General features: G+C 56.8%; 13 protein-coding genes and 1 other annotated feature. All 13 genes read left to right on the forward strand.

The features are described 5' to 3' along the window. Window positions 1-87 precede the first annotated feature (87 nt). Entirely contained in the window at window positions 88-678 is a 591-nt protein-coding gene (locus GT003_RS02455) for a non-ribosomal peptide synthetase module (protein ID WP_161694011.1), read from the forward strand. Window positions 679-1,011: 333 nt separating this feature from the next. Then, window positions 1,012-1,410 carry an adenosylmethionine decarboxylase gene (speD, locus tag GT003_RS02460; protein WP_161694013.1) on the forward strand — a complete coding sequence of 133 codons (399 nt, stop codon included), beginning with the start codon at window positions 1,012-1,014 and terminating at the stop codon, window positions 1,408-1,410. A 224-nt stretch (window positions 1,411-1,634) separates the two neighbouring features. Further along, the gene (hemA, locus tag GT003_RS02465; protein WP_161694015.1) at window positions 1,635-3,020 is read left to right on the forward strand and encodes a glutamyl-tRNA reductase; all 1,386 of its coding nucleotides are present in this window, start codon (window positions 1,635-1,637) and stop codon (window positions 3,018-3,020) included. 28 nt (window positions 3,021-3,048) lie between these two features. Beyond that, window positions 3,049-3,867: a cytochrome C assembly family protein gene (locus GT003_RS02470; protein ID WP_161694017.1), complete on the forward strand. Its 819-nt coding sequence runs from the start codon at window positions 3,049-3,051 to the stop codon at window positions 3,865-3,867. 64 nt (window positions 3,868-3,931) lie between these two features. Next, window positions 3,932-4,615 carry a precorrin-2 dehydrogenase/sirohydrochlorin ferrochelatase family protein gene (locus GT003_RS02475; protein ID WP_161694019.1) on the forward strand — a complete coding sequence of 228 codons (684 nt, stop codon included), beginning with the start codon at window positions 3,932-3,934 and terminating at the stop codon, window positions 4,613-4,615. A gap of 4 nt (window positions 4,616-4,619) precedes the next feature. Further along, complete coding sequence (gene hemC, locus GT003_RS02480) at window positions 4,620-5,582, forward strand: hydroxymethylbilane synthase (RefSeq protein WP_161694021.1); 963 nt, start codon at window positions 4,620-4,622, stop codon at window positions 5,580-5,582. Further along, window positions 5,579-7,162 carry a uroporphyrinogen-III C-methyltransferase gene (gene cobA / locus GT003_RS02485; protein ID WP_161694022.1) on the forward strand — a complete coding sequence of 528 codons (1,584 nt, stop codon included), beginning with the start codon at window positions 5,579-5,581 and terminating at the stop codon, window positions 7,160-7,162. The genes hemC and cobA overlap by 4 nt, the downstream gene beginning before the upstream one ends. Window positions 7,163-7,165: 3 nt before the next feature. After that, window positions 7,166-8,161: a porphobilinogen synthase gene (gene hemB / locus GT003_RS02490; protein WP_161694025.1), complete on the forward strand. Its 996-nt coding sequence runs from the start codon at window positions 7,166-7,168 to the stop codon at window positions 8,159-8,161. 83 nt (window positions 8,162-8,244) lie between these two features. Continuing rightward, window positions 8,245-9,546: a glutamate-1-semialdehyde 2,1-aminomutase gene (gene hemL / locus GT003_RS02495; protein ID WP_161694027.1), complete on the forward strand. Its 1,302-nt coding sequence runs from the start codon at window positions 8,245-8,247 to the stop codon at window positions 9,544-9,546. 40 nt (window positions 9,547-9,586) lie between these two features. Continuing rightward, window positions 9,587-10,603, forward strand: coding sequence for an RluA family pseudouridine synthase (locus GT003_RS02500; RefSeq protein WP_239565634.1), 1,017 nt, complete (start codon window positions 9,587-9,589; stop codon window positions 10,601-10,603). 193 nt (window positions 10,604-10,796) lie between these two features. Then, entirely contained in the window at window positions 10,797-12,302 is a 1,506-nt protein-coding gene (locus tag GT003_RS02505; protein ID WP_161694029.1) for a LysM peptidoglycan-binding domain-containing protein, read from the forward strand. A gap of 147 nt (window positions 12,303-12,449) precedes the next feature. Then, window positions 12,450-12,690, forward strand: a binding site (T-box leader). Between the two features lie 162 nt (window positions 12,691-12,852). Next, window positions 12,853-15,513, forward strand: a complete 2,661-nt coding sequence (locus tag GT003_RS02510; protein WP_161694031.1) for a valine--tRNA ligase — start codon at window positions 12,853-12,855, stop codon at window positions 15,511-15,513. A gap of 6 nt (window positions 15,514-15,519) precedes the next feature. Further along, window positions 15,520-16,896, forward strand: coding sequence for a bifunctional folylpolyglutamate synthase/dihydrofolate synthase (locus GT003_RS02515; RefSeq protein ID WP_161694033.1), 1,377 nt, complete (start codon window positions 15,520-15,522; stop codon window positions 16,894-16,896). Window positions 16,897-16,902: the final 6 nt, after the last annotated feature.

Here is a 16,902-nt window from a genome sequence, read left to right on the forward strand (position 1 = left end):
GGCAGGAATAAAAGACCTCGATCGGGTATAATATACGTAAGCAGTGGTTTTACAAACGCGTTACTTTATAGAATTGAGGAGATTTTTATGGCTCAGCGGATAGCCACCGAGTATGTCAATGCTTCTCTGCAATTAACGGCTGAAGAGATGGCGGGATTTGTCCGGTTCTTCGAAGACCAGCATATCAAGCTGCAAGTGCGGGTACTGGATAACGGCAATCACGAGATGGTTCTCGAGGACGACGCAGGACGAGAAGAGGTCCGCTTAACTTTCGAGCGTCATGAAGACGCGTATGTTAGTTTGCTTTCCTGCCGGATCATGCATCCCAAACTGACGAATGCGATGCGTAAAGCTGTAGCGGCGTTCAGGGGCGATGCCATCGTAAATCGCATTTATCCGAACTACACAATGACGTATCATTATGTTCAAGGCAATGTTCGCAAAATTGTTGAAAACAAAAACAATGAAGCGAGGGTGATCTTCGAGTTCAAGGATACGATCGGCCAGCTGGAAGCGGCTTTTCATATCATGGACGTCGAGAACGAAATCAAAGTCGTACAGGGCGCGATCGATCAGCTGCTTGATCTTCGCAACCAATGCAGCGACCTATCGCAAACCGCCATTATCGATGAACGTTTAGCTTCTTATACTAGGCAGCTGTTCATGCTCGAAGCATGAGTGGACGATAGCCTCACCTCTTTTTGAAAAGCCGCATTCGCTGCGGCTTTTTTTATTTTTCCGCGGATTGGGACGAACACAGAAACCGTACCGCCGACATACGCTTATAATTGGAGTTTACAGTTCCTTCTCCAAACATAGTGCCCAAAAAAAACTATTGCTTTTCTCCGCAATAGATGGTATTTTTATTTTCGTTGCAATGAATATTAGGAACCAGGATTCACTCAGGACATGGTAATGTTGCGAGAGGAAAGTCCCTCGGGCAGTGAATGACGTAGGTCCTAGCGGATGAAATTACTAAACATTTTATTCCTAGGAAGGGGGAACCGAGAGATGGAATATTCAACTTTCGGAAGACACGTTGCTGTTGATACATGGGGTGTAGATTTTGACCTACTCAACAACGCGGAATTTTTACAAGCCCAAATGGTAGAGGCGGCTGAAGCATGCGGCGCTACCGTACTCTCTGTGCAAGCCCAACAATTTGAGCCACAAGGCGCAACTGTGCTCGTACTGCTGTCTGAAAGTCATCTTTCCATTCACACGTATCCTGAGAGAGGTTTCGCTGCTCTTGATTGTTACACATGTGGAGAAACAGTGGATCCGCAACTTGCGATCGACTACATGATGTCTGTTTTGAAGCCGAAAATGATGCATGCCAAGAAGCTTGTCCGCGGCATGGGAGAACTGCAAGTTGTAGAAGCAGATATGAAGCAAGTCGAGCTTGTGTAGCATTCTTATAGAATCAAATGAAGGCCGCGGTTACGATCGCGGCCTTTTTGCATGTCTTGAAACTGCCTTCTTTGCGTGCCTGGAAACGGCGCATTCTATGGACTTGAAAAGCCTTGAAAACTCATGACGTGATTTCAAACAATTTTCATAATTGCGGGGGTACGGCTTGTCGAACTGTGCTATACTAAGTGATGAAAATCAAGATGAAGGGCAGGTGAACGCACATGCACATTATCGTTGTCGGACTGAATTATCGTACGGCTCCGGTTGAGGTGAGGGAGCGCTTTACATTTGCCGATCGGGATCTGCCCGAGGCATTGAAGCAGCTCAAACAAACCAAAAGCATCATGGAATGTGTCATTGTAGCGACCTGTAACCGTACGGAGCTGTATGCGGTAGTTGATCGCCCGCATCTGTGCGGACACTACATTCGCAGCTTTATGGAGAAATGGTTCGGCACGCCGAGACAGCAGTTTACCTCGGATTTATATATGTATGAAGACGAACGGGCGATCGAACATTTGTTCCGCGTAACATGCGGTTTGGACTCCATGGTCATCGGCGAGACGCAAATTCTCGGACAAGTAAAGAGTGCATTCCTGCTGGCGCAAGAACTGAAGACGACAGGAACGTTGTTCAACGCGATCTTCAAACAAGCGGTTACGCTTGCGAAGAAGGCGCACTCCGATACGGCAGTCGGCGAAGCGGCGGTGTCGGTCAGCTACGCGGCAGTCGAACTGGGCAAACGGATCTTCGGCCAGTTCGGCGGCAAGACGGTCATGATCGTCGGTGCCGGCAAAATGAGCGAACTGACGGCGAAGCATCTCTATTCCAGCGGCGTGGAGCGCGTGTTCGTCGTGAACCGAACGTATGACCGCGCGGTCCAACTGGCGGATAAGTTCAATGGCACGCCGCTGAACATGACGGAGGCTATCGCGCGCCTGCACGAAACGGATATCGTCATCAGCTCCACGGGCTCCGAAGGCTTCGTGCTCGTACGGGAACAGGTAGAAGCAGCGATGCGCAAACGGAAATCGCGCCCGCTGTTCATGATCGATATCGCGGTTCCGCGGGATTTGGATCCTTCGATCGCTTCCGTCCAGAACGTATTCCTGTACGACATCGACGATCTCGAAGGGATCGTCGAGAGTAATATGGAACAGCGCCGCCAAGAAGCGGCGAAGATCGAAACGTTCATCGCGGCAGAGCTGGAAGCTTACCGTCAATGGTACAAGACGCTTGGCGTCGCGCCGCTGATTCAAGCGCTCCAGACGAAAGGCGCTGCCATTCATGCGGAAACGATGGGAAGCCTGGCTAACAAGCTGCCTAACCTAAGCGACCGTGAGCTCAAGATCATCCATAAGCTGACGAAGAGCATCGTGAATCAAATGATGAGCGATCCCATCGTGCGGATAAAGGAAATGTCCGGCGAGAAACACGCGGATCAAGCAATGGATATGTTTGTGAAATTATTCGCGCTTGAGGAAGAAGTCGAGCGGGCCGAACAGAAGGCGGCGTCCGCGAAGCCTTCGGCGCGCGCGGAATCGTCGTTATCAGCGGAATCTGCGCCGAAGCTTGGAAAAGGCGCGGTCCCGGCCCTTTTGACCTAAATCGGCCTGGCGGGTAGCGGAGGCGGCTATGGTTACTCATAATTGGTTCTATGATGGAATACTGTATGTCTACGCCCTGAGCCTCTTGTTTTACTTCTCGGATTTCGTCGATCGAAACCGGCAAGCAAAGCAGGTGGGAACAGGGCTGCTTATTTTCGTATGGGTGCTGCAAACGGGCTTTCTCGTCCATCGCATCATATCGCATTTGGATATGACGCTCATGACCTTGTTCGAGTACCTGCTTATATTCTCTTGGCTGCTTATTACGATTTCGTTAGTGATGAGCCGTTTTTTTCGAATGGAATTCATCGTATTCTTCGTCAATGTCATTGGCTTTGCCGTGTTGACCGTCAATTTGTTCCGCATCGGATCGGGAGCCTCGCTCGCGAGATGGGAACTAGCCCACGACATGCTGATCGTGCACATCGCGCTCATGATTCTTGCATATACCGCATTTACGATCAGCGCGATATTCTCGGGCATGTATCTGTTTCTATTCGCGAGGCTCAAAGGCAAGCAGTGGACGAAACGGATGCAGCGGCTGCCAAGCTTGGATGCGGCGGATCGGTTCATGTTTCGGGTGTCGTTGGTCGGAACGCCGCTGCTTATGCTCTCCCTGGCCGTTGCCGTGACGTCCATCCTCATCGAAGGACGTTATGGCTTGCTGCTGGATTGGAAGGTCATCATCTCCTTCATTGCGCTCGGCTTGTACATTTGGAACGTGACAAAGCATCAGTGGTTCGATGGAACGGGCTTGAAATTCGCGCGCTATAATCTCATCAGCTACGCGGTGCTGCTGCTGAACGTCTTCACCAACCAAGCATCCAATTTTCATGGATGGTCGTAAAGCGTAAAGTGCGAAGCGTGAAGCGTCGTGACGCATAAGGAGACTTTGCGGGGAGGAACGGCTAATGTCGGCGTATTATCCGATCATGGTGAGATTATTCGGCAAACGGTGCGTCGTCGTCGGTGGCGGAGCGGTCGCAGAGCGCAAGACGATCGCGCTTTTGGAAGGCGGGGCGGACGATCTCATCGTCGTGGCTCCCCAGGTGACGACGAGGCTCGAAGAGCTTGCTGCAGCCGGGTGTATCGCGCTTCTGCGAAGGGAATACCAAGATAAAGATAGCGAAGGCGCATTCCTGCTGATCGCGGCCACGAACGACCGGCTGCTGAACAGCGGGATTGCCGTGTATGCGGAGAAACGCGGCCTATTGGTCAACACCGCGGAAATGGGAGAAGCGGGTAGCTTCATTACGCCTTCCGTCGTGAGGCGGGGCGAGCTGGTGATCGCCTTGACGACGGGCGGCGCAAGTCCCGCGTTGACTGCCCTGCTGAGACGGCGGCTTGCCGCGCAGTACGGACAAGCTTACGAGCCGTTTCTGGAGCGGCTGCACGCGCTGCGCAAGCGAGTGTTGGCAGAGGTAGCCGATCCCGAGCTTCGGGCAGCCGTACTTCGCCTGGCTGCCGAGGAACTGCCCAATGAAGACGATCAAGGGAAGAACGACTTCGGCAGAGGGATGTCCTCCGGCCAAATTGATTTCGATATCGAAGAATGGATGACCAAGCTGCTTCGGGCGGCCGAGAGGGGACGATAGAAACATGACTTATATCGTAGACGGACAGAGAGTTATCGTCGTTGGAACCAGACAGAGCGCGCTGGCGCTTACGCAAACCGGACAAGTCATCGATCAATTAAAGGCGCTGAGCGAGAAGCATGGGCTGCCGTATACATTCGAAATTCGCAAGATCGTGACCAAGGGAGACCGTATTCTCGACGTGACGCTGTCCAAGGTCGGCGGTAAGGGGTTGTTCGTCAAAGAAATCGAGCAGGCGCTGTTCGACGGCGAAATCGACCTCGCGGTTCACAGCATGAAGGACATGCCGTACGAGCTGCCGGAGGGTCTGATGAACGGGGCGGTGCCGAAGCGCGTGGATCCGCGCGACTGCCTCATTACGGCGGGCGGCATCGCCTTCGAGGAGCTCCCGCAAGGAGCGAAGGTCGGAACGAGCAGCCTTCGCCGCTCGAGCCAGCTGCTGAACGCGCGTCCGGATCTGCGGATCGAGTCGATTCGCGGCAATATCGATTCGCGTATCAAGAAATTGGAAACCGAAGGCTTCGATGCGATCGTTCTGGCGACTGCCGGTTTGCATCGGATGGGCTGGGACGAGAAAATTTCGTCGTTCCTATCCGAAGAGGTCTGCGTGCCTGCTGTCGGACAAGGCGCGCTTGGCATCGAATGCCGCGAAGACGACGCCGATGTGCGTCACCTATTGTCGCTGCTTAACGATGCGGATACCGCGCTGACGGTAGCCGCGGAACGCAGCTTCCTCGGCGCGCTGAACGGCGGCTGCCAAATACCGATCGGCGCCCACGCGAAGCTGATCGAAAGCGGCGAAGGCGCGTCGGTCATCGAGCTTACGGGCATTGTCGGCTCAGCCGATGGAAGCGTGCTGTTGAAGGAAACGGTTCGCGGACAGGATCCGGATGCCCTCGGCATCGAAGCCGCCGATCGCTTGAAAGCCAAGGGAGCGGACCGCATACTGGCGGAAGTGAGAGGATGATCGACTTGCTAACGGGGAAAAGCAAAGGGAAGGTCTACCTGGTCGGCGCTGGTCCAGGCGATCCGAAGCTGATTACGCTTCGCGGCATGGAGTGCATCCGTGCCTGCGACGTTATCGTGTACGACAGACTGGCAAGCCCGCGGCTGCTGCGTTACTTGAAGCCGGAAGCGGAGAAGATATACGTAGGAAAGCTGCCTGACCGCCATACGATGAAGCAGGAAGATATCAATCAACTGCTTGTCGATTTGGCGCTGCAAGGGAAGATCGTTACCCGGCTCAAGGGAGGAGACCCGACGATATTCGGGCGCGTTGGCGAAGAAGCCGAGCTGTTGGTGAATAATAATATCGAATTCGACATCGTTCCTGGAATTACGTCTGCGATTGCCGTTCCGGCTTATGCGGGCATTCCGGTCACGCACCGGGACCTGGCCTCTTCCTTATCCATTATTACCGGGCACGAGAGCCCCGATAAACTCGATTATTCGATTCAATGGGACAAAGTTACGCTGGCAACGGGCACGCTTGTTTTTCTGATGGGCGTGGCGAAGATCGGGTATATCGCGGAGCAGCTCATCAAGCACGGCAAACCGGCCGATACGCCGGTGGCGCTTATTCGCTGGGGCACGCGCGTCGAGCAGCGCACGGTGACGGGGACGCTCGAAACGATCGAAGCGATCGTGCAGGCTGCGAACTTCAAGCCGCCTGCGGTCATCGTCGTCGGCGACGTCGTGCTGCAGCGCGAGAAGCTGAATTGGTACGAGCGCAAGCCGCTGTTCGGAACGCGCGTGCTCGTTACGCGGGCGAGAGCGCAGAGCAGCGAGCTTAGCGAGCAGATCGAAGAGTTAGGCGGCGAGGCCTGCGAGTTCCCGGTCATCGAGACGCGCCCCGTCTCGGAGCCGGAGGCAGCAGCGCACATTCGATCCGCTTTGCAGAAAGCCGGCGAGTACGACTGGCTGATGTTCACGAGCGTGAATGGCGTCGAATATTTCTTCGATTGGCTGAAGAAGCTGCGCATCGACATCCGCCAGTTCCACCGTGCCGGCATCGCGGCCGTTGGACCCAAGACGGCGGAAGCGCTGGAGAAGCGGGGCGTCATCGCCGGCGTGCTGCCGGTAAAGTTTCAGGCAGAAGATCTGCTGGATAGCTTAGCGGATCAGTTGGAACCCGGCCAGCGCGTGCTGCTGCCAAGAGGCGACCTGGCGAGGGAAGTGCTGCCGCGCGAACTGAGAGCCAGAGGCCTGGAGCCCGTCGAAATCGATGTCTATGAAACCATTATCGCGCAGGAACAAGACGAAGAAACGCTTGATCTGTTGAAGAACGGCGGCGTGCACGTCATTACCTTCGCGAGCTCGTCCACGGTGACGAATCTGCTGGAGGTGCTCCGCCGCATGGGCGTCGCGGACCCGCAGTCGCTGCTTAACGGCATCGACATTGCCTGCATCGGTCCGGTTACCGCTAAAACCGCTGCCGAGGCCGGCCTGAACGTGACCATACAACCGGAAGAGGCGACCATCGACAAGCTTGTCGAAGCCATCGCCGAATCGCGCGCGGCGCATCGATTTGAATTAGGAGGCGTTTAATAGATGGCATTCCCAATAACAAGACACCGACGATTGCGCAGAACGGCGGCGATGCGCAGCATCGTCCGCGAAACGCAGCTGAGCGTCGACGATTTTATCTATCCCCTTTTTGTAACGCATGGCACGGACGTGAAAGTAGAAATCTCCTCGATGCCGGGCGTGTACCATCTGTCGCTCGATAGGCTGAGGGCTGAAATCGATGTCGTCGTCGCTTCGGGCGTAAAAGCCGTGCTGCTGTTCGGGCTGCCGGAGACCAAGGACGCCGTCGGAACGTCGGCATTCGAAGCGGACGGAATCGTCCAGCAGGCGACGCGCGCGATCAAAGAATGGGCGCCGGAACTGCTGGTTGTCGCGGATACGTGCCTATGCGAATTTACGGATCACGGCCACTGCGGCATGATTCATCACGACCCCCGCACCGGCAGCGCCGAAGTCGACAACGACTCGTCGCTCGAACTGCTGGTCAAGACGGCAGTATCCCAGGCGCAAGCAGGCGCGGACATCATCGCGCCTTCGAACATGATGGACGGCTTCGTCGGCGCGATCCGTGAGGGATTGGATGCGGCGGGCTTCGAAATGGTCCCGATCATGTCCTATTCCGTCAAATACGCATCGGCGTTCTACGGACCTTTCCGCGAAGCCGCGCAATCGGCCCCGCAGTTCGGCGACCGAAAATCGTACCAGATGGATCCGGCGAACGCCCGCGAGGCGCTTCGCGAAGCGGAATCCGACGTTCTCGAGGGCGCGGATATGCTGATGGTGAAGCCGGCCCTGGCGTATATGGACGTCATCCGCATGCTGAAGGAACAATACGACTTGCCGCTTGTCGCGTATAACGTAAGCGCCGAATATTCCATGGTGAAAGCAGCAGCGGCGAACGGCTGGATCGACGAGCGCGCCATCGTGCTGGAGACGTTGACAGGCATGAAGCGCGCAGGCGCGGATGTCATCATTACGTACCATGCCCTGGACGCTGCACGCTGGCTGCGCGGTGAATAAGGAAACCATCCGTATCCGACCCGATATCACCTAAAAAGCATAGCATGTCCACAAACAATAGACAGGCAGGTGTCAACCAACCCATGATCGATAGTAATCGCAAACGCTCGGACGAGCGGTCCAAAGCCGCCTTCGCAAAAGCGAAAACGGTCATCCCGGGAGGCGTTAATTCCCCGGTTCGCGCATTCAAATCCGTCGGCCTCACGCCCGTCTACATGGAGCGCGGCGAAGGCTACCGCGTCTTCGATATCGACGGCAACAGCTACATCGACTACGTGGCTTCCTGGGGACCGCTCATCATGGGGCACGCGCATCCCGAAGTCATTGAAGCGGTGAAGAAAACGGCCGAGAAAGGCACGAGCTTCGGTGCGCCGACGGAATTGGAGACGCTGATGGCGGAGCTCGTCTGCTCGCGCGTACCGTCTGTCGAAGTCGTGCGAATGGTGAATTCCGGAACGGAAGCGACCATGAGCGCGCTGCGCCTGGCGCGGGGATATACGAAACGCAGCAAAATTTTGAAATTCGAAGGCTCCTATCACGGCCATGCCGACAGCCTGCTGATCAAAGCCGGATCGGGCGTCGCGACGCTTGGTCTGCCGGACAGTCCCGGCGTGCCGGAAAGCGTGGCTTCGCATACGATTACGGTCCCTTACAATGATCTGGAAGCCGTAAAGTATGCATTCGAGCAGTTTGGCGAGGAAATCGCTTGTATCATCGTAGAGCCTGTCGCCGGCAACATGGGCGTCGTTCCGCCGCTGCCCGGCTTCCTGCAGGGCCTGCGGGATGTTACGACCCAATACGGCAGTTTGCTGATCTTCGACGAAGTCATGACCGGCTTCCGCGTCGGTTTCCATTGCGCGCAAGGCTTGTACGGCATAACTCCGGATCTGACCTGCCTGGGCAAAGTCATCGGCGGCGGCTTGCCTGTCGGCGCATATGGCGGCAAGCGGGAAATCATGGAAATGATGGCGCCGAGCGGACCGATCTATCAAGCCGGCACGCTGTCCGGCAATCCCCTCGCGATGGCGGCCGGCTACACGACCCTCAGCTTGCTGACGCCTGACACGTACGAGCAAATGGAACGCATGTCCATTCGCCTGCAGCTTGGCTTCGAGGCCAATGCCGCGAAGCATGGAATTGCCAGCACGATCAACCGCGTCGGCTCCATGGTTTGCCCGTTCTTTACCGAAACGCATGTCATCAACTACGATACGGCCAAAACCGCTGACCTGGAACGGTTCAAAGCTTACTTCGGCGCCATGCTCGATCTGGGCATCAGCATCGCTCCTTCGCAATTCGAAGGCATGTTCGTGTCGGGTATTCACGATGAGGCGGCCATCGATGCGACGATCGAGGCGCATGATGAGGCGCTTCGCCGGCTATAGTTGAAACGTGCTCGTTAGCAAGTATGGGAGATGAGTGAATATGATCATGGATCGTCAAGCGCTGCCCTATGCGCGTAATGGAGAGTGGCTGTCGGTTGCGGCAGCCGACCTGCTTCTCTATGCGCATAACGCAGGCATAGCCGTCTCTCCGATCGAGGCCGGGAGCCATCCGCATCATGTGCGGATTTGGCTGCTGGCCCTTGGTTTATTTCCGGAGAAATGGCTGAATCGACTGTTCTCGATAGGCGGCATTCAAATGGATGAAGGCATGGTCCGGCTGAGGAACTTCCTGCCGGGCGATCCCGTTAGAGACGAGGCATTCCGTATAGCGCAGCATACGCTGCCATCGGCTTCGGCCTCGGTTGCTTCCGTCCCGACTGATATAGAAACGCCTGCAGCCGAGGCGTTGTTTCGGGATGATTGGTGTCTCGTCATGGACAAACCCGCTGGCATGCCGGTACATGCTTCCGCTCCAGGCCAACGCGGCACGCTTGACGAAGCGGCCGCCCGTACCGGTTTGCTGCATGGCGATCCGCAGCCCGCCAAACATATTCATCGCCTGGACGACGATACGGCAGGCCCTGTTCTCTATGCACGCAATGAGCTGGCGCAGCTGCGGCTCGATGAAGCCATGCGCGCCAAGGTCATCGGGAGACAATATGCCGCCGTCGTCCAGGGTATTCCGAAGCGGAAGAGCGGCACCGTGAACGCTCCGATCGGAAAAGACCGGCACCACCGTTCCAGGCGCATCGTAACGCCGGGAGGCGACGAAGCGGTCACGCATTACGAGACGCTCGAAACCTATCGAGGAGCCGCGCTCGTCCGGCTATGGCTCGAAACGGGAAGAACCCATCAGATCCGCGTCCATATGAGCTTCTTGGGTCATCCGCTCGTCGGCGATGCCTTGTATGGCGGACGAGATGCGATTTTGCGCCATCAGGCGCTTCGAGGCGAGCAATTGACCTTCCGGCATCCGTGGAGCGGCAGCGAGATGACCTTGCAGGCTCCGGAACCGGCATGGTTCGCCGAAGTCCGGCGCCGCTACGCGTCCCTGTGAAAATCGTAGTCATGCCTTCCACCCCCTTGCCATATAGTTAAATAGGCAAGATGAAACGCCTGTCGCTTGTTTGCCGGCGCTGCGGGTTTCATTCCAATAGAAAGATAAGCAGAGTATGAGCGGCCTAATACTTACTTATGGTTGATGGAAACGGCAACCAAGCATTGGAAGAGGGGAAGGGAGGACGACTAGCGTGCCAAGCCAGTCAAACGGTTTGCGATTTGATATTTACGAGCGGGTGCATTTGCCTGATGAAGTGGCGGCTATCGACGAGCTGGATGAAATCGAGCTCGTTCCGCGCATTGGCGTTGTGCAGCAAGACGAGCAGGTTCTGCTGAAAGGACATCTGCTGCTGACGGGCGTATATCGTTCGGAGGAGCAGCCGCTGTCGGAGCAGTCGCTGGAGCATTGGATTCCGGTCGAAATTACGCTGCCGCTGAACCGCATTCACCGATTGGACGACATCTCCGTCGAAATCGACAACTTCGACGTGGATGTGCTGTCCACGCGGACGCTCAACATCACGGGCGTGCTGTCGTTGTTCGGCATCGAAATCGAGCAGCCTAGCTCGCAGGCGGCGGATTGGCAGCGGGAGGAACCGTATACCGTCGTGCACAGCAGGGATGAGGAACAACCGTTCGAAGCGCCTTCGTTCTTTGACGCGCAGCGTTCGGAGGAGCAGCCATATTTGGCGCAGCCGCCTCAATTCTGGGAGACGGAGCAATCCCGTCAAGCAGAAGAGCAGGACGCGCAGCGAGCTTTGGCTTCCCGGGCCGAGGCGGAGGAGGCGCGCGAAGCGCTGGCCCGTACCGCCAGAGCCAGAGAGCAGGAGCTGCTGGTCCATGCGCAGCAGGAAATCGCGCGTCAGGAAGCCGATCGCCAAGAGGCTGCCCGTCAGGAAGCCGACCGCCAAGAAGCCGCCCGCCAGGAGGCTGCCCGTCAGGAAGCCGCCCGCCAGGAGGCCGCCCGTCAGGAAGCCGACCGCCAGGAAGCTGCCCGTCAGGAAGCCGACCGCCAGGAAGCGGTGCTGCAAGAAGCTGCGCGTCAAGAAGAGATCCTTCAGGAAGCGGTTGAGGAAGCCGAGCGCGAAGCGGCTCAGGACGCCGAGCGGCAGCAATTCGCTCAGACGTCCGAATCTCCGGCGTTTGAAGCGGATGCTCCGCAGCAGCAGACTTGGCAGCCGGAGCCTGCCCCGGAAGAGGCGTCGCCTGTACCGTCCGCTTTCGCGCAGCCGGAAGCCGAGTCTCCATTCCGCACGCAGCCGGCGCCCGAAGCCGTGCAGCTGTTCGGCGACGTTTCCGTGCAGGATACCGATACGGAGCGCAAGCAGCTTCGCGTCGCGCTGGCCGGCAAGCCTGCGGAGGACGAAACGGCGCAGCAAGGAGCTGCCAATGTCAGCTTCAGGTCGCTGCTCCAGTCCAGCAGGCGGGAGCAGGAGGCCAAAGCTGCCGCGGAACAGCATGCGGAGCGCGAAGCCGCGCAGAACCGCAAATCCTCCGGCGATGAAATCGAATGGAAAAACCTGCTTCGTCCGAACGAGGATCATGCGTTCCGCAAGATGCGCATCTGCATCGTGCAGCGCGAAGAAACGCTGGATCTTATTGCCGGCCGCTACCAGCTGCAAGCGCGGGAGATCGCGCTCTACAACCGGCTAAGCGATCAAAGCGTCAGCGAAGGCCAGGTCCTGTACATCCCTTGAAGCGTCATAGTAGAGCCTGCCGAAAGCCTCTAAGGAGGCCTCTCGGCAGGCTTTTGCCATATAATCGAGCCAGGGTGCGGCCCACTGGGATTGACGATTGCAAATAAGAACGTGTATGATAGAAAAAATAAGGCAATAATTATGTTTATAATGACGTTGATGGGGAAGAGTGGCAGGAATACCTTCAGAGAGTGGAACCGATTGCGCTGCGAGGTTCTGCAGGAATATGCTGCGACTGGTCGCCCTGGAGTTGCCGGAATGAAGCGAAGACATTCGCGTAGTTGCGGCCGGCTGCAGCCGTTATCTGTTAATGAGTTGCCGTATGGACGGAATCGTCCGTATCGGAACAAAGGTGGTACCGCGGAAGCCAAAACCTTTCGTCCTTTGCTATAAGGGCGATAGGTTTATTTTTTTTTCGATTTACGCCCATGGGAGAGCCGTGCGCTCGCCGTATTTCGAAAGGCAGCCGTTTTACTAGCGAATCTAAGCCGGCATTGCGCGATTCCGCGCAATTGACGGATGAGGACATAATTTGGAGGTAGGAATGCACATGTCGCAGAAAGAACTCATAACCGAAATGCCGACGACCTATGACCCGAAGGCCGCGGAAACGAAGTGGTATCCTTTTTGGAGGGAAGGTAAATTTTTCGAAGCGGGCAAGCGCCCTTCGGCCGAGACGTACACGATCGTCATTCCGCCGCCGAACGTTACCGGGATGCTTCATATCGGGCATGCCCTCGACTTTACGCTGCAGGATATTTTGATTCGCGCCAAGCGGATGCAGGGCTACGATACGCTGTGGCTGCCAGGCACGGACCATGCCGGCATCGCGACGCAGACGAAGGTGGAGCAGAAGCTGCGCGAGGAAGGCCAGTCCCGTTATGACCTGGGGCGCGAGAAGTTTCTGGAGAAGGTATGGGAGTGGAAGGACAGCTATGCAGCGACCATCCACGAGCAATGGGCCAAAATGGGCTTCTCGCTGGACTATTCGCGCGAACGCTTCACGCTCGACGAGGGTCTCTCCCAAGCCGTTCGCGAAGTATTCGTTCGGCTCTACGAGAAAGGCTTGATCTACCGCGGCAAAAAAATCATTAACTGGGATCCGGCCGCCCGCACGGCATTGTCGGATATCGAGGTTGAGCATAAAGAAGTGAACGGCCATCTCTATCATCTGCAGTATCCGCTCAAGAACGGCTCGGGTTTCATCACGGTCGCGACGACGCGTCCGGAAACGATGCTCGGGGATACGGCCGTCGCGGTTCACCCGGAAGACGAGCGTTATAAGCATCTCATCGGCGAGATGATCATCCTGCCGATTATCGGCCGCGAAATTCCGATCATCGCCGACGAATACGTCGAGAAGGAATTCGGCTCCGGCGCGGTCAAAATTACGCCGGCCCACGATCCGAACGATTTCGAGGTCGGCCTGCGCCACAGCCTGCCGCAAATCGTCGTGATGGACGAAAGCGGCACGATGAACGCAGAAGCGGGACCGTACAACGGCATGGACCGCGCGGACTGCCGTAAACGCATCGTGGCCGACATGCAGGCGAGCGGCGTATGCATCAAAATCGAGGATCACGTTCACCAAGTCGGCCACAGCGAGCGCAGCGGCGCGGTCGTCGAGCCGTATCTGTCGACGCAATGGTTCGTCGACATGAAGCCGCTCGCGGACGCCGCCATCGACGCGCAGAAGAACGGCAAGGGCGTGAATTTCGTTCCGGACCGCTTCGACAAAACGTATCTGCAGTGGATCGAGAACGTTCGCGACTGGTGTATTTCCCGTCAGCTCTGGTGGGGGCATCGCATCCCGGCTTGGTATTGCGACGCCTGCGGCGCCATGCATGTCGCGCGCGAAGAGCAATCGGCCTGCTCCGCCTGCGGAAGCGAATCGCTCCGTCAGGACGAAGACGTGCTCGATACTTGGTTCAGCTCGGGGCTGTGGCCGTTCTCCACGCTCGGCTGGCCGGAACAGACGGAAGATCTGAAACGCTTCTACCCCACGGACGTATTGGTTACGGGATACGATATCATTTACTTCTGGGTTGCCCGGATGATCTTCACGGCCATCGAATTCACGGATGAAATTCCGTTCAAGGATGTTCTGATGCACGGACTCGTCCGCGACGAGAACGGCAAGAAAATGTCCAAATCGCTCGGCAACGGCGTCGATCCGCTCGAAGTGATCGAGAAATACGGCGCCGATGCGATGCGGTATATGATTTCGACGAGCAGCACGCCGGGCCAGGATCTTCGATTCCGCTGGGAGCGCGTCGAGCAGGCCCGCAACTTCGCGAATAAAATTTGGAACGCCTCCCGGTTCGCGCTGATGAACCTCGAAGGCGTTACGGCGGCCGATATCGACATCAACGTGAAGCTGGGCACCGCGGATCGCTGGATTTTGCATCGCCTGAACGCGGCGGTTGCGGATACGACGCGTTTGATCGACGCCTACGATTTCGGCGAGACGGGCCGCGTCCTGTATAATTTCATATGGGATGATCTGTGCGACTGGTACATCGAGTTCGCGAAGCTGAACTTGAACGGTCAGGATGCCGAGGCGAAGCGCGCGACGCAATCCGTGCTTGCATACGTACTGGACCGCACGCAGCGGCTGATTCATCCGTTCATGCCGTTCATCAGCGAGGAAATCTGGCAGCATCTGCCTCATGAAGGCGAGACGATCATGCTTGCGCCATGGCCCGTCTATGACGCGGCGTTCGAAGCGCCGGATGCCGTTGCCGAGATGGAGCTGCTGATGGAGATGATTCGGTCGGTACGGAACATCCGCGCCGAGGTCAACGTGCCGATGAGCAAGAAGATCGAGCTGCAAATCAAGCCTTCCAGCCCGAACGAAGCCGCCATTCTGGCCCGCAACGAAGAATTTATCGTCCGCTTCTGCGGCACGTCGAAGCTAGCGATCAGCCTCGACCTGAATGCGCCGGAGAAAGCGATGACGGCCATCGTTACCGGAGCCGAGATGTATTTACCGCTAGCCGGGCTGATCGATATCGCGCAGGAAATCACCCGTCTGGAGAAAGAAATTCAACATTTGGACGGCGAAGTGCAGCGCGTAGAGAAGAAGCTTGCGAACGAAGGCTTCGTTGCCAAGGCACCGGCCAAAGTCATCGAGGAAGAAAAGGCGAAAATGGCCGATTATGCCGATAAACGCGATAAAGTGAAAGCGCGGATCGCGGAATTGAGAGGCTGAAGCGAGATGAACGAACAGATGCAGGAACATCAAAATAGACCGTTGGCATCCTACGAGGAAGCCAGGCAGTGGATCGAAGGACTCGTTCCGTTCGGCATACGCCCGGGCATGGAACGTATCCGGAAGCTGATGGAGATGACGGGCCATCCGGAGCGCCGGATCAAGTTCATCCATGTGGCGGGAACGAACGGCAAAGGCTCCGTCTGCGCTTATTTGACCAGCGTGCTGCTGCGCTGCGGTTATGACGTGGGGACGTTTACGTCCCCTTACATTACGAAATTCACGAATCGGTTCCAATACAACGGCACGGATATCCCGGAAGAGACGCTGCTGGCGCTCGCGAACCGGCTGAAGCCGCTGGTCGAAGAGATCGCGGCTACGGAGCTTGGTTCGCCTTCCATGTTCGAGGTGTCCACCGCGCTGGCGATTTTGTATTACGGCACCGTATCCTATCCGGATTTCGTCGTATGGGAAACCGGCCTCGGCGGCCGCCTGGACGTAACCAACGTCGTGACGCCGATCGTTTCGGTGATTACGAACGTCGGCCACGATCATATGGACATTCTCGGCGATACACTCGAAGAGATCGCAGCGGAGAAGGCGGGCATCATCAAGGCCGGCGTTCCCGTCATCAGCGCCGTCAGCCAGCCGGAAGCCGCGGCGATTATCCGCGAAACCGCGAAGGCGAAGAACAGCTCGCTGTATATGATGGGCGACCAGTTCCATGAGGTAACGCTGCATGCACGGGAGAATGAGCAGTCGTTCCGCTTCGACGGAATCTTCCGTTCGATCGACGATCTGGCGATTACCTTGAACGGCGCGCACCAACGCTCCAATGCGGCGGTCGCTGTCATGACGCTGGAAGTGCTGCGGCAATACTATGCGCTTATTTTGGAAGACGAGGATTTGAGGGAAGGTCTGCGCAATGCCGCATGGCCTGGCCGTCTGGAAATGATCGGCGATTCTCCCCGCGTTCTCATCGACGGCGCCCATAATCCCGAAGGCGCGCAAATGCTTGCGGAAGCGCTCAAGGATACGTATGCGTACGAGCATCTTCACCTTATGATCGGGATGCTGGCGAATAAGAATCATCGTGACGCTTTACGGCATATACTACCTCTAGTGAATACGCTTATCGTGACAGAGGCGGATTTTCGAAAGGCTTTACCTGCCTCTTCGCTGGCAACGCTCGTTCAAGAGCTTCGGGAGGAAGAAGGGTATTCCTTCGAGCTCATCGTAGAACCGGATTGGAAGCAGGCGCTTGCACGACTTCAGCAGTCGACCGGCAAGGCGGATTTGGCGGTCGTGACTGGCACGCTTTATTTGATTGCCGACGTCCGGTCCAAATTGCTTTACAATACGGATTCTGAAAAAGGTTGGTGAACCGTC

The organism is Paenibacillus sacheonensis, from assembly GCF_009909195.1.
Classification (GTDB): Bacteria; Bacillota; Bacilli; order Paenibacillales; family Paenibacillaceae; genus Paenibacillus_Z; species Paenibacillus_Z sacheonensis.

Bases quoted from the DNA above. Each gene is read 5' to 3' on its own strand.
- hemA (WP_161694015.1), top strand. From the start codon at position 1,635: ATGCACATTATCGTTGTCGGACTGAATTATCGTACGGCTCCGGTTGAG.
- cobA (WP_161694022.1), top strand. From the start codon at position 5,579: ATGATCGACTTGCTAACGGGGAAAAGCAAAGGGAAGGTCTACCTGGTC.
- GT003_RS02470 (WP_161694017.1), top strand. From the start codon at position 3,049: ATGGTTACTCATAATTGGTTCTATGATGGAATACTGTATGTCTACGCC.
- GT003_RS02515 (WP_161694033.1), top strand. From the start codon at position 15,520: ATGAACGAACAGATGCAGGAACATCAAAATAGACCGTTGGCATCCTAC.
- GT003_RS02500 (WP_239565634.1), top strand. From the start codon at position 9,587: ATGATCATGGATCGTCAAGCGCTGCCCTATGCGCGTAATGGAGAGTGG.
- hemL (WP_161694027.1), top strand. From the start codon at position 8,245: ATGATCGATAGTAATCGCAAACGCTCGGACGAGCGGTCCAAAGCCGCC.
- hemB (WP_161694025.1), top strand. From the start codon at position 7,166: ATGGCATTCCCAATAACAAGACACCGACGATTGCGCAGAACGGCGGCG.
- speD (WP_161694013.1), top strand. From the start codon at position 1,012: ATGGAATATTCAACTTTCGGAAGACACGTTGCTGTTGATACATGGGGT.
- GT003_RS02510 (WP_161694031.1), top strand. From the start codon at position 12,853: ATGTCGCAGAAAGAACTCATAACCGAAATGCCGACGACCTATGACCCG.
- GT003_RS02455 (WP_161694011.1), top strand. From the start codon at position 88: ATGGCTCAGCGGATAGCCACCGAGTATGTCAATGCTTCTCTGCAATTA.
- hemC (WP_161694021.1), top strand. From the start codon at position 4,620: ATGACTTATATCGTAGACGGACAGAGAGTTATCGTCGTTGGAACCAGA.
- GT003_RS02475 (WP_161694019.1), top strand. From the start codon at position 3,932: ATGTCGGCGTATTATCCGATCATGGTGAGATTATTCGGCAAACGGTGC.